A 12733-nucleotide genomic window follows, 5' to 3' on the forward strand; every position below is an offset into this window, starting at 1 on the left:
ACCGGCGCCGACGTGGATCCGTCGGCGCCGGTCGCGGCGGTCCGGCTCAGAGCTGGGGCGGGGTGAACGTGCCGACCACCGACTCCAGCGCGGCGGCGACCCGGTACATCCGGTCGTCGGCCATCGTCGGGGCCATCACCTGCAGGCCGACCGGGAGCCCGTCGGAGAGCCCGCACGGCACCGAGATGCCCGGGCCGCCGTACAGGTTGGTCGGGATGGTGAACAGGTCGGCCAGGTACATCTGGTACGGGTCGGCGATACGCGCCCCGATCGGGAAGGCCACGAACGGGGTGGTCGGCGAGATCAGCGCGTCGACCCGCTCGAACGCCGCGGTGAAGTCCCGGGTGATCAGCGTGCGGACCTTCTGCGCCTGCCCGTAGTAGGCGTCGTAGTAGCCCGAGGAGAGGGCGTACGTGCCGATCATGATGCGCCGCTTGACCTCGGGGCCGAAGCCGGCCTCCCGGGTCAGCGACATGACCTCCTCCAGCGACCGGTTGCCGTCGTCGCCGACCCGCAGGCCGAACCGGACGCCGTCGAACCGGGCCAGGTTGGAGGAGCACTCGCTCGGCGCGATCAGGTAGTACGCCGGCAACGCGTACCGGAAGTGCGGGCAGGAGATTTCGACGATCTCCGCGCCCAGCTTGGCCAGGGTGTCGACCGACTCGCGGAACGCGGCCATCACGCCCGGCTCCGCGCCCTCGCCGGTGAACTCGGTGACGATGCCGAGCTTCACGCCGGTCAGGTCGCCGGTGGCGCCGAGCTTCGCGGCGGCCACCACGTCCGGCACCGGGGCCGGGATGGAGGTCGAGTCGCGCGGGTCGTGCCCGCCGATCACCTGGTGCAGCAGCGCGGCGTCGAGGACGGTACGGGCGCACGGGCCGGGCGTGTCCAGCGACGACGAGAACGCCACCAGGCCGTACCGGGAGGTGCCGCCGTAGGTGGGCTTCGCGCCGACGGTGCCGGTGACCGCGCCGGGCTGGCGGATCGAGCCGCCGGTGTCCGAGCCGATCGCCAGCGGCGCCTCGTACGCGGCCAGCGCCGCAGCGCTGCCGCCACCCGAGCCGCCCGGGATCCGGTCCAGGTCCCACGGGTTGTGGGTCGGGCCGTACGCGGAGTATTCCGTGGAGGAGCCCATCGCGAACTCGTCCATGTTGGTCTTGCCGAGCATCACCGTGCCGGCGTCGCGCAGCCGCCGCACGATCGTCGAGTCGTACGGCGGGCGCCAGCCCTCCAGGATCTTCGACCCGACGGTGGTCGGCACGCCCTTGGTGGTGAGCACGTCCTTGACGGCGACCGGCACGCCGGCCAGCGGGCCCAGCTCCTCGCCGGCGGCCCGGCGCTCGTCCACCGCGCGGGCGGCGGCCAGCGCACCCTCGGTGTCGACGTGCAGGAAGGCGCGGACCCGGTCGTCGACGGCGGTGATCCGGCCCAGGTGGGCCCGGGTCACCTCGACGGCGGAGGTCTCACCGCTGGCGACCAGCCCGGCGATCTCCGTCGCGGTCATTCTCGTCAGGTCGCTCATGAGGCCACATCCTCGTCCAGGATCCGCGGGACGCGGAACCGCTGCTGGTCGGCGTCGGGCGCGCCCGACAGCGCCTCCGCCGGGGTCAGGCACGGCGTCACCACGTCCTCGCGGAGCACGTTGGTCAGCGGCACCGAGTGGGAGGTCGGCGGGATGTCCGCCGCGGCGACCTCGCCGACCTGGGCCACCGACTGGAGGATCACGTCGAGCTGGCCGGCGAAGACGTCCAACTCCTCCTCGGTGACGGCGAGCCGCGACAGTCGCGCCAGGTGCGCGACCTCCTCGCGGGAGATGGCGGCCATCGGTGCCCCCTTCGTGGCTGTCCTGCTGCGTCTGCGGTCTGCCGGCCGCGCGGTCTCCGGTGAGATGACGCGCGGTGACCGGAGCGAGTCTATTGTCCTGCGGTCGCGCCGACGCCTCCGACTCCCCCTCCGCCCCGGGCGGAACGGTCGATCGTCGCCCGGCCTCAGCGGGTGGGCCGGTGCGGCGCCTCGGCGTCCGGGCCGCCGGCCGGGCGCACCGGCCGGTACCGGGTCAGCCAGTTCGCCAGTTCCTCGGCCGGCATCGGCCGGGCGTGGAACCAGCCCTGCGCCACGTCGCAGCCGGCCGCGTGCAGCATCCGCCAGGTCCGCTCGTCCTCCACGCCCTCGGCGACCACCCGCAGGCCGAGCGCGCCGGCCAGCTCGATCATCGACCGGACGATCGCCGCGTCGTCGGCGTCGTCGGCCATCCCGAGGACGAACGACCGGTCCACCTTCACCTCGGCCAGCGGCAGCCGGCGCAGGTGCTGCATCGACGAGTACCCGGTACCGAAGTCGTCCAGCGAGATGGCCACCCCGAGCCGGTGCAGCCGGGAGATGGTGGTGAGCACCCGCCGGGGGTCGGCCATCAGCGCCCCCTCGGTGATCTCCAGTTGCAGGCGCTCGGGGGACACCCCGAAGGCGGCCAGCCGGTCGGCGATCCGGTCGGCGATCTCGCCGGTGTGCAGGTCGCGGACGCTGACGTTGAGCGCCGCCCGGAGGTGGATGCCGGCCGCCGACCACTTGGCCAACTGCTCCACCACGTCGTCGACCACCCGCTGGGTGAGCAGCCGCATCACCGCGCTCTGCTCGGCCACCCGGATCAGCTCCTCCGGATCCACCATGCCCCGGCGCGGGTGCCGCCAGCGCAGCAGCGCCTCCACCCCGACGACCTCACCGGTGGCGATGGCGATCTGCGGTTGGTAGTACATCGTGATGGCGCCGACGTCGGCCGCCGCGTCCTCGGCCCGTTCCGCCGGGGCGGGGGCCGCCGGCACCTCCGGCCGCTCCGGTTCGCTGGCGGGCTGCCCGGCGCGGCGGCGGGTCGGGTCGGCACCGGTCAGGATCTGGTTCAGCAGCTCGTCGGAGCCGTCCACCGCCACCGGCGCCCGCCGGCGCCGCGGCCACCACCGCGTCGACCCGCCGGCCGCGTCCGAGCCGGTGGCGAGCCGGGCGGGCAGCGTCGCGCCGTCCCCGCCCCGCACGGTCCGACCGGCCGACGGCCCCGCGTCGAGTACGCGGCGCAGGTCGGCCAGGAGCCCCAGGCGCTCGGCGGAGTTGTGGTCGGACTCGGCGGCGTAGACGGCGACGGTGTCGTTGCGGTGCTTGGCGTCGTACATCGCCACGTCGGCGTGGCGCATCAGGGTGGCGAAGTCCTCGCCGTGCTCGGGGAAGAGCGCGATGCCGATCGAGGCGCCCACGTCCAGTGGCAGCCCGTCCAGCGACACCGGTTCGGTGAGCGCCGCGACCACCCGGTCGGCCAGCTCGCGGGCCTCGTCGACGCCGGCGAGCCGGCCGGCGACGATGGCGAACTCGTCCCCGCCGAGCCGGGCCAGCATGTCCCGCCCGCCGACGACGTCGACCAGCCGGGCGGTCACCTCGACCAGCAGCCGGTCCCCGACGGCGTGGCCGAGCGCGTCGTTGACGTTCTTGAACCGGTCCAGGTCGATCAGGAGCAGGGCGAGGTGGGCGTCCCGGTCGCCCTTGGCGACCCGCTCGGCGTGCAGGTGCACCTGCTCGGCCACCTCGGCGAGCAGGGCCTTGCGGTTGGGCAGGCCGGTGAGCGGGTCGAGGGCCGCGAGGTGTTCCTGCTCGGCGGAGAGCCGGGACATCCGGTAGACGGCGAAGAGCGGCACCAGCACCAGCGGGATCAGCGCGGCGCTGGCCCGGGCGGCGGTGACCAGCACCGGGGCGAGCAGCAGCAGCGAACCGGTGGAGAGCAGCTCGTACGGCAGCGCCTGGCGTACGCTCGGCCACCACCGGCCGCCGAAGCGCAGCCGCAGCGCGCTGCTGACCAGGCCGTAGTTGACGGCGAACCAGGTGAGAGTCGCGCCGCCGATTGCGGCCACGTCCGTCCAGCCCAGCCGGCCACCGTCGAACAGCCCGCCCGGCCCGAGCCGGAGCACCAGGTACGCGGCGCCGAGCGCGCAGGCGTACTGGGCGGCGTTGAAGGTGGTCCGCCAGAGGGCGTGGCGCAGCCGCCAGCCGGAGACGGCGACCGCGACGGCCTGCACCGCCACCGCCGGGCCCAGCCCCCAGCCGAGCAGGATCGCGAAGGTGAAGCAGGTGGACGGGAACACCGCCGAGGTGTGCCGCCGCCCGGGTGGGACGAAGGGCCGCGCGTCGCAGGCGACGGCGAGCGCCGCCATGGCCCAGAACGCCACCGGCAGCCGGGGCAGCCGGTCGGGGAGCCCGGTCAGCGGCAGGGCGGAGACCAGCAATGCCAGCCCGACCACCGCGGCGACGAAGCCGGCGAACCGCGCCTCCCGTCCGGGTGGGACGGAGTTGCGGGGGTCGGTGGTCTCCATCGCACCTCCCGGGCATCCGGTCGCGGTGCGCGCCGGTCGCGCACCGTGCCCCAATGAAACGCCCTGACCGCCCGTACCCCGACCCGACAGTCACGAATCGGTCGTAGTCGTAATTAAGTTGGTATACGACCCCAAGATCCCCGGCCTTCCACCCGGCTCACCCCTCGACGCGGGCGACCTCCCGGGCCGCGTCCGGGCCCTGGTCGAGCAGCACCCGGAAACCGTCCTCGTCGAGGACCGGCACCTTGAGGGTGGCCGCCTTGTCGGCCTTGGATCCGGGGTTGTCGCCGACCACCACGAAGCCGGTCTTCTTGGAGACCGAGCCGCTGACGTTGCCGCCCCGGCTCTGGATCGCCTCGGACGCCTGGTCCCGGCTGAACCCGGCGAGCGTGCCGGTCACCACCACGGTGACCCCCTCCAGCGGGCGCGGCCCCTCATCGACCGCCTCCTCGGCCATCCGGACGCCCGCCCTGGCCCATTTCGCCACGATGTCGCGGTGCCAGTCGACGGCGAACCACTCCTTGATGCTGGCGGCGATGGTCGGGCCGACACTGTCCACCGAGGAGAGTTCCTCCTCGGTGGCCGCGTCGATGGCCTCGATCGACCGGAAGTGCCGGGCGAGGGCCTGCGCCGCTTTGGGGCCGACGTGCCGGATGGAGAGCGCGACCAGCACCCGCCACAGGTCGCGTTCCTTGGCGACGGCGAGGTTGTCCAGCAGCTTGGTGGCGTTGCTGCCGAGGCTGCCGTCCTTGTTGACGAAGAACGGCGAGCGGGCGAGCTGCTCGGCGTCGAGGGAGAACAGGTCGCCCTCGTTCGTGATGGTCTGCGCGTCCACCAGCGCGGCCGCGCCCTTCTCGCCGAGCACCTCGATGTCGAGCACCTTGCGGCCCGCCAGGTAGTGGACGCGTTCGCGGATCTGCCCCGGACAGGTACGCGCGTTGGGGCAGCGGATGTCGACGTCGCCCTCCTTCGCCGGGGCCAGGGGGGTGCCGCAGGCCGGGCAGGTGGTGGGCATGACGAACGGGCGGGCGTCGGCGGGGCGCAGGTCGACCACCGGGCCGAGCACCTCGGGGATCACGTCGCCGGCCTTGCGCAGCACCACGGTGTCGCCGATCAGCACGCCCTTGCGCTCGACCTCGCGGGCGTTGTGCAGGGTCGCCTGGGCGACCGTGGAGCCGGCCACCCGCACCGGTTCGAGCACGGCGAACGGGGTGACCCGGCCGGTGCGCCCTACCCCGACCTCGATGTCGAGCAGCTTGGTGGTCACCTCCTCGGGCGGGTACTTGAAGGCGATCGCCCAGCGCGGCGCCCGGCTGGTCGAGCCGAGCCGGCCCTGGATGGAGACCGGGTCGACCTTGACCACCACGCCGTCGATCTCGTGCTCGACGTCGTGCCGGTGCTGGGCGTAGTGGGCGATGTATTCCGCGACGCCGGCCAGGTCGGGCACCACCCGCCAGCGGTCGCTGGTCGGCAGGCCCCACGCCTTCAGCGCCGCGTACGACTCGGACTGGGCGATCGGCTGGAAGCCGCGCCGGGCGCCGATGCCGTGCACCACCAGGCGCAGCGGCCGGGACGCGGTGATCCGCGGGTCCTTCTGGCGGAGGCTGCCGGCGGCGGCGTTGCGCGGGTTGGCGAACGGCGCCCGGCCCTGCTCGACCAGGCCGGCGTTGAGGTCGGCGAAGGCGGCCACCGGGAAGTAGATCTCGCCGCGCACCTCGACCAGCTCGGGCAGCTCGCCGAACTCGGCCGACGGGGTCAGCCGGCTCGGCACGTCCCGGATGCTGCGGACGTTGGCGGTGACGTCCTCGCCGGTGCGCCCGTCGCCCCGGGTGGCCGCTCGAACCAGGCGGCCCTTCTCGTAGGTGAGGTTGATCGCCAGGCCGTCGACCTTGAGCTCGCAGAGGTAGGGCACCGGGCCGCCGGCGTCCCGCTCGACCCGCTCGGCCCAGGCGGCCAGCTCCTCGTCGGCGAAGGCGTTGTCGAGGGAGAGCATCCGCTCGGCGTGGGTGACCGGGGTGAAGTCGGTGGAGAAGCTGCCGCCGACCCGCTGGGTGGGCGAGTCGGGGGTGCGCAGCGCCGGGAACTCCGCCTCCAGCGCCTCCAGCTCGCGCAGCCGCTGGTCGAACTCCGCGTCGGCGATGGTGGGGGCGTCGAGGACGTAGTAGCGGTACTGGTGTTCGGTGAGCTCCTGGCTCAGCGTGGCGTGCCGCTCCCGCGCCTCGGGGGTCGGCTCGCCGCCGGCCGCCGCCTCCTGCGCGGGGCTGACCTGCTGAGGGATCGCTTCTTCGGACACCCTGCCGCCTCCGGACACCAGTGGGATCTCCCCGTGATCACGCTACCTCCGCACGGTATCGGGCCGGTGGGACAATCCCCCGCCACCCCCGCCGCGCCCGACGGGCGGCGACGCGCCGGACGTGCGACGATCGCCGCACGTCGGCGGTCGTCGACGCCGGGAGAGGCAGGGGTACGGATGCCCGAGTGGGTGTGGTGGGCGGTGCTGGTCGTGCTGGCCGTGGCCGCCGGTTGGGCCTGGAACGAGTGGCGGCGCCGCGGTGGCCGCCCGTCCGGCGGGGGCACCCGCACCCGGCCCGAGCGGGGCACGCCGCCCCGGGACCGGGCCCGCCCGACCGCGCCGCCCCGCCCGCGCACCCCCACGGGTACGCCCCGGCCGGGCGAGATCTGGTGGGCCGACGTCCCGTACCACGACGGCACCGGCTCGAAGGTGCGCCCCTGTCTGGTGCTGCGCGCCGACGACCGGGGCGCCGAGATACTCAAGATCACCAGTCAGGACAAGAGCAGCCGCGACGACCACGTACGCATCCCGACCCGCGACTGGGACCCCGACGCCGACCACGACAGCTGGCTCGACCTGGCCGAACCGGTCCACGTCCCGACCGGCGCCTTCACCAACCGCGCCGGCACCTGCGACCAGGCCCTCTGGCGCCGCCTCAAGTCGCTTCCCCACCTCCCCACCTGACCGCGCCCCACCCACCCCCCGTTCCCTGCCTCGATCATGAAGTTGACGGCACTGATCGATCGTCGAACTGTCGCCAACTTCATGATCAACCGGGGGTGCCAGGAGTACGGGGTCAGTCCCAGGGGGTGGCGAGGGTGGTGAGGTGGTCGGCGTACTCGATGCGGGTGGACCAGTCCGGGGGCCAGGCGGCCATGCCGTGGGCGGCGCCGACGAAGGCGCCGGCCAGGGCGGCGATGGAATCGGAGTCGCCGGCGGTGGTCGCACCCCGGGCGATCGCGTCGACCGGGTCGTCGGGGTGGCGCAGCGCGCAGAGCAGGGCGGTGGCCAGCGCCTCCTCGGCGATCCACCCCTCGCCGGTGTCCCGGCACGGGTCGCCGCCGTCGTCCGGTCGGCCCAGCGCGGCGGCGAGCCGCTCCAGCACCCGCCGGCACTCGTCCCAGCCGCGGGCGATGAACTCCTCCGGTGAGTCCACCCCGGGCCGCTGCCAGAGGTCGCCGAGCCAGTCGGCGCGGTAGACCCGCCGCTGCTCCCGGGCCCGCGCGGTGAGCAGGTCGGGCAGCTCGGCCAGGCCCGCGCCGTCGCGCAGCAGTCGCACCGCGTACGCGGTCAGCTCGCTGGCCGCCAAACCGGTCGGGTGACCGTGGGTGAGCCCGGCCTGGAGCTGGGCCAGCCCGGCGAGGGTGTCCAGGTCGACGTCGAGCAGCCCGACCGGGGTGACCCGCATGTTCGCGCCGCACCCCTTGGAGCCGGCCACGGTCGCCTCCTGCCAGCGCACCCCCCGGCCCAGCTCCGCGCAGGCCCGCAGGCAGGTCATCCCCGGGGCGCGGTTGTTGTCCGGGCTGACCGCCCAGTCGAGGAAGCGCTGCCGCAGCAGCGGCTCGACCACCTCCGGGGTGTACGCGGACGCGTCGTGCAGCGCCCACGCCACGGCCAGGGCCAGCTGCGTGTCGTCGGTGACCAGCGCCAGATCCCCGACCAGCTCACGCGGGCCGCCCGGGCCGTAGCGGCGGATGATCTCGGCGACGGTCAGGAACTCGGTCGGCTTGCCGAGGGCGTCCCCGTAGGCGAGACCGAAGAGCGAACCGGAGGCGCGGCGGGGCGAGGAGTCGATCACGCCCGCGATCATGCCGCCCGGCCGCAACCTCCGCCAGGCGCGACGGGATCAGTCCCAGCAGAGGCAGAACGGGTGGCCGGCCGGGTCGGCGTAGACCCGGAAGCCGTCCCCCTCGCCCGGCAGCCGGCGCGCGCCGAGGGCGAGCGCCGCCTTCTCCGCCGCCTCGATGTCGTCGACGGTCACGTCGAGGTGGAACTGCTGGGGCCGCTCCGGGTCCGGCCAGGCCGGGGCCCGCAGGTCGAGCGCCTGCTGGAAGGCGATCCGGGGCTGGTGCCCCGGCGGGCCGCCGAGCACCACCCAGTCGTCGCCGTCGGAATTGTCCTCCACCAGCGGCAGGCCGAGCAGCCCCGCGTAGAAGCCGGCCAGGGCCCGCGGGTCGGGGCAGTCGATCACCACTGAACGCAGCTGTCCAATCATGACCGTCATCCTGCCCACCGGGTACGACAGAAAACCTCAGTCCTCGTACAGGCGCCGGCCGGCGTCCCGGCAGGCGGCCAGCACGGCCCGGGCGTACCCGGGGGTGGCGTTGGCGAGACCGCAGGCCGGGGTGACCACCACCTGCTCGGCGAGCTGGCGGCGCGGGAAGCCGAGCCGGTCCCAGAGCGCGCGTACCGGGTCGGCGACCTGGGCCGAGGTCGGCGCGCGACCGGCGGACGGCGGCAGCGTGGGCGCGGCGCCGGCGAACAGCCCGAGCCCGGCGTCGATCGCCTCGCCGAGCGGGTCCAGGTCGGTGACCAGGGCGAGGTCCAGCGCCACGGCGACCGCCCCGGCCGACCGGATCAGCTCCAGCGGCACGTCCGGCGCGCAGCAGTGCACCACGGTCGGCACCCCGGCCGCCTCGATCACGGAGCGCAACAGCGCGCGGGCCACCTCGGACTCGACCGGCCGGTGGGCGCCGAAGCCGCTCTCGGTGGGCACCCGCCCGGCGAGCACCGCCGGCAGGGACGGCTCGTCGAGCTGGAGCAGCACCGACGCCCGGGGCAGCCGGCGGGCCACCGCCTCGACGTGCAGCCGCAGCCCCTCGGCGAGGGAACCGGTCAGGTCGCGCACCGCGCCCGGGTCGCGCAGCAGCCGCCCGCCGATCGGCAGCTCCAACGACGCGGCCAGGGTGAACGGCCCGCCCGCCTGGACCTTCACCGGCCCGGCGTACCCCTCGGCCTGCTCGGCGAGCTGGTCCAGGTCGCGCTCCATCAGGTCCCGGGCCCGGCGCAGGTCCCGACCGGGTCGCGGCGCGATCCGCCAGCGGGCCGCGTAGAGCTCGACCGGCAGCTCCACCAGCAACCCGCCGGTACGCCCCACCAGGTCGGCGCCCGGCCCGCGCGCGGGCAGTTCGGGCAGGTGGGGCAGGGCGGGCAGCTCGCCGAGGACGACCCGCTGCGCTTCGGCGATGTCGGTGCCGGGCAGCGAACCGATGCCGGTCGCCGCCCCCTCGGGCCAGGGCCAGGGCTGATCAGTCACGGCCGAAGGGTATCCGTTGGGCGTCGCCGCCCGGACGCGGACGGCGCTTCGGGTCAGCCGGTGATGGTGGCCGAGCCGAGCACCACGTCCCCGGCCGGGTCCGGCCGGTACGCGACGATCGCCTGCCCGGCGGCCACCCCGCGCACCGGACGGCGCAGCTCGGCGCGGAGCGTGTCGTCGGCCAGCTCGACGGTGGCGGCGACCACGTCACCGTGGGCCCGCAGCTGCACCTCGCACTCGACCGGCGCGGTCGGCCGCTCGCCGCCGGTCCAGACGGGACGGCTGGCCTGTACCGCCGAGACGTCCAGCGCCTCGGCCGGGCCGACGGTCACCGTGTTGGTCTTCGGGGTGATGGAGAGCACGTAGCGCGGGCGGCCGTCCGGGGCGGGCCGGTCCAGGTGCAGCCCGCGCCGCTGCCCGACGGTGTACGCGTACGCGCCGCTGTGGCTGCCCACCACCGTGCCGGTGAGCGCGTCGACCACGTCGCCGGGCGCCTCGCCGAGCCGGCCGGCCAGGAAGCCGCGGGTGTCGCCGTCGGCGATGAAGCAGATGTCGTGCGAGTCCGGCTTGTCGGCCACTGCCAGCCCACGCCGGGCCGCCTCCTCGCGGACCTGCGCCTTGGTGGAGTCGCCGAGCGGGAAGATGGACCGGTCCAGCTGCTCGCGGGTCAGCACCGCGAGGACGTACGACTGGTCCTTGGCGAGGTCGACGCTACGGCGCAGCAGGCCGTCCGCGCCGAGCCGGGCGTGGTGACCGGTGACCACGGCGTCGAAACCGAGGGCCACCGCCCGGTCCAGCACCGCCGCGAACTTGATCTTCTCGTTGCAGCGCAGGCAGGGGTTCGGGGTACGGCCGGCCGCGTACTCGGCGACGAAGTCGTCCACCACGTCGGCGTGGAACCGCTCGGCCATGTCCCAGACGTAGAACGGGATGCCGATCACGTCGGCGGCCCGGCGGGCGTCCCGGGAGTCCTCCAGGGTGCAGCAGCCGCGCGCCCCGGTGCGGTAGGTCTGCGGGTTGCGGGCCAGGGCCAGGTGCACCCCGGTCACGTCGTGCCCCGCCTCGACGGCGCGCGCCGCCGCGACGGCGGAATCCACCCCGCCCGACATCGCCGCCAGAACCCTCACCGTGCCACCTCCCTCACCCCACGACCCTATCCGCCCCCGCACCACCGACCCCACCCCCGGCCACCGCCCCCGCGCCCCCGGTCACCCCCGTCCGCCTGAACCGGCGCCGACGGTGGGGACGAACCGGATGAGCCGTCCCGACCGGCCCACCGGAAGGGCGGGGCGGGAGGGGTCAGCGGGGGGTGCGGAGGGCGGCGGCGCGGCGGGCCCGGTCGACGGCCGCCGGGAGGGCCGCGATCAGGGCGTCGATGTCGGCGGGGGTGCTGGTGTGACCGAGGGTGAAGCGCAACGAGGAGCGCGCCCGGTCGTGGTCGGCGCCCATCGCGATCAGCACGTGGGAGGGCTGGGCCACCCCTGCCGAGCAGGCCGAGCCGGTGGAGCAGGCGATGCCCCGGGCGTCGAGCAGGAGCAGCAGCGCGTCCCCCTCACAGCCGGGGAAGGAGAAGTGCGCGTTGCCCGGCAGCCGGTCGGTCGGGTCGCCGTTGAAGACCACCTCGGGCACCGCCTCGCGGACCCGCCGGACCAGGTCGTCGCGGAGCGCGGCGACCCGTACGGCGTACTCCTGCTGGCCCTTCACCGCGGCCTCGACGGCGACCGCGAAGGCCACGATACCGGCGGCGTCGAGCGTGCCGGAGCGGACGTCGCGCTCCTGGCCACCGCCGTGCAGCAGCGGGATGGCCGCCACGTCGCGGGCCAGCAGCAGGGCGCCGACCCCGGTCGGGCCGCCGAGCTTGTGCCCGGTGACGGTGAGCGCCGAGACGCCGCTGGCGGCGAAGTCCACCGGCACCTGCCCGACCGCCTGGATCGCGTCGGTGTGGAACGGCACCCCGTGCGCGGCCGCCACCTCGGCCAGCTCGGCCACCGGCTGGACGGTGCCCACCTCGTTGTTGGCCCACATCGCGGTCACCACAGCGATCCGGTCGGCGTGCGCGGTGAGCTCGCCGCGCAGCCGTTCCGGGTCCAGTCGGCCGGCCGCGTCCGCCGGCAGCCAGCCCACCTCGGCGCCCTCGTGGGCGGCCAGCCAGTCCACCGCGTCGAGCACCGCGTGGTGCTCGACGGCGCTGGAGACCACCCGGGTTCGGCCCGGGTCGGCGGCGCGGCGGGCCCAGAAGATGCCCTTGACCGCAAGGTTGTCGCTCTCCGTGCCGCCGCCGGTGAAGACGACCTCGGAGGGACGGGCACCCAAGGCGGCGGCGACCCGTTCCCGCGACTCCTCCACCCGCCGCCGGGCACGCCGGCCCGCCGCGTGCAGCGACGACGCGTTGCCGACCTCGCGGGCGGTGGCGACGTACGCCTCCAACGCCTCGTCGAGCATCGGGGTCGTCGCCGCGTGATCCAGGTATGCCATCACCGTTCAGCCTAACGGCCGGGAGCCGACCCGCCGGACGCCGGACCACCTGGCCCGGGGCCCGCCGTCGGGCCGGGGAGCGCCTCCTCCCCGGTTCGATCAGCTCCCTCCCGTCCCTTCCCCTCCCGCCGCATCGGCAAAGACCGTGCAAATACCGAGAAAGAGTGGCCATTCCGCGTTGGATGGCCACTCTTTCTCTGTACTTGCGCGTCCGGTCGGGGCGCCGCCGCGGGGCGGCGCCCCGGGAGGCGGGGTCACTTGCGCTTGCGGATCTCCTCGGCGGCCTGCGGCACGACCTTGAACAGGTCGCCCACCACGCCGAAGTCGGCCAGCTCGAAGATCGGGGCCTCGCCGTCCTTG

10 protein-coding genes and 1 pseudogene are annotated in these 12733 nt (G+C 74.8%); 1 reads left to right on the forward strand and 10 read right to left on the reverse strand.

Translation table 11 applies throughout. The annotated features are described in order from the left end of the window. Nucleotides 1-46: 46 nt before the first annotated feature. The 4 genes from gatA to ligA all read right to left on the reverse strand — a co-directional run bounded on the left by gatA (nt 47) and on the right by ligA (nt 6642). Nucleotides 47-1522, reverse strand: a complete 1476-nt coding sequence (gene gatA / locus AB0I41_RS33155) for an Asp-tRNA(Asn)/Glu-tRNA(Gln) amidotransferase subunit GatA (protein ID WP_357114935.1) — start codon at nt 1520-1522, stop codon at nt 47-49. Beyond that, nucleotides 1519-1824, reverse strand: coding sequence for an Asp-tRNA(Asn)/Glu-tRNA(Gln) amidotransferase subunit GatC (gene gatC, locus AB0I41_RS33160; protein ID WP_357114937.1), 306 nt, complete (start codon nt 1822-1824; stop codon nt 1519-1521). Before gatC ends, gatA begins: the two co-directional genes overlap by 4 nt. Before the next feature lie 164 nt (nt 1825-1988). Next, nucleotides 1989-4349, reverse strand: coding sequence for an EAL domain-containing protein (locus AB0I41_RS33165; protein ID WP_357114939.1), 2361 nt, complete (start codon nt 4347-4349; stop codon nt 1989-1991). Nucleotides 4350-4506: 157 nt separating this feature from the next. After that, nucleotides 4507-6642, reverse strand: coding sequence for an NAD-dependent DNA ligase LigA (gene ligA, locus AB0I41_RS33170; protein ID WP_357114941.1), 2136 nt, complete (start codon nt 6640-6642; stop codon nt 4507-4509). A gap of 177 nt (nt 6643-6819) precedes the next feature. Here ligA and AB0I41_RS33175 point away from each other — a divergent pair, with 177 nt between their 5' ends. After that, nucleotides 6820-7326, forward strand: coding sequence for a type II toxin-antitoxin system PemK/MazF family toxin (locus tag AB0I41_RS33175; protein WP_357114943.1), 507 nt, complete (start codon nt 6820-6822; stop codon nt 7324-7326). 112 nt (nt 7327-7438) lie between these two features. On the opposite strand, the gene AB0I41_RS33180 is transcribed toward AB0I41_RS33175, so the two are convergent. The 6 genes and pseudogenes from AB0I41_RS33180 to AB0I41_RS33205 all read right to left on the reverse strand — a co-directional run. Beyond that, the gene (locus AB0I41_RS33180; RefSeq protein ID WP_357114945.1) at nt 7439-8452 is read right to left on the reverse strand and encodes an ADP-ribosylglycohydrolase family protein; all 1014 of its coding nucleotides are present in this window, start codon (nt 8450-8452) and stop codon (nt 7439-7441) included. Between the two features lie 36 nt (nt 8453-8488). Further along, nucleotides 8489-8857 carry a VOC family protein gene (locus AB0I41_RS33185; protein ID WP_357114947.1) on the reverse strand — a complete coding sequence of 123 codons (369 nt, stop codon included), beginning with the start codon at nt 8855-8857 and terminating at the stop codon, nt 8489-8491. A gap of 36 nt (nt 8858-8893) precedes the next feature. Further along, nucleotides 8894-9898 (reverse strand): methionine synthase, encoded by a 1005-nt coding sequence (locus AB0I41_RS33190; protein WP_357114949.1) that lies wholly within the window; start codon nt 9896-9898, stop codon nt 8894-8896. A 53-nt stretch (nt 9899-9951) separates the two neighbouring features. Next, entirely contained in the window at nt 9952-11025 is a 1074-nt protein-coding gene (gene mnmA / locus AB0I41_RS33195; protein WP_357114952.1) for a tRNA 2-thiouridine(34) synthase MnmA, read from the reverse strand. A gap of 172 nt (nt 11026-11197) precedes the next feature. After that, entirely contained in the window at nt 11198-12373 is a 1176-nt protein-coding gene (locus AB0I41_RS33200; protein ID WP_357114953.1) for a cysteine desulfurase family protein, read from the reverse strand. A gap of 254 nt (nt 12374-12627) precedes the next feature. Next, nucleotides 12628-12733: pseudogene (locus tag AB0I41_RS33205) on the reverse strand (electron transfer flavoprotein subunit alpha/FixB family protein); the annotation flags it as partial.

This window comes from Micromonospora sp. NPDC050200, from assembly GCF_040656135.1.
Lineage (GTDB): Bacteria > Actinomycetota > Actinomycetes > Mycobacteriales > Micromonosporaceae > Micromonospora.

Coding starts and splice junctions, on each gene's coding strand:
- AB0I41_RS33200 (WP_357114953.1), bottom strand. CDS start 12,373: ATGGCATACCTGGATCACGCGGCGACGACCCCGATGCTCGACGAGGCG.
- AB0I41_RS33165 (WP_357114939.1), bottom strand. CDS start 4,349: ATGGAGACCACCGACCCCCGCAACTCCGTCCCACCCGGACGGGAGGCG.
- gatC (WP_357114937.1), bottom strand. CDS start 1,824: ATGGCCGCCATCTCCCGCGAGGAGGTCGCGCACCTGGCGCGACTGTCG.
- AB0I41_RS33185 (WP_357114947.1), bottom strand. CDS start 8,857: ATGATTGGACAGCTGCGTTCAGTGGTGATCGACTGCCCCGACCCGCGG.
- gatA (WP_357114935.1), bottom strand. CDS start 1,522: ATGAGCGACCTGACGAGAATGACCGCGACGGAGATCGCCGGGCTGGTC.
- AB0I41_RS33180 (WP_357114945.1), bottom strand. CDS start 8,452: ATGATCGCGGGCGTGATCGACTCCTCGCCCCGCCGCGCCTCCGGTTCG.
- AB0I41_RS33175 (WP_357114943.1), top strand. CDS start 6,820: ATGCCCGAGTGGGTGTGGTGGGCGGTGCTGGTCGTGCTGGCCGTGGCC.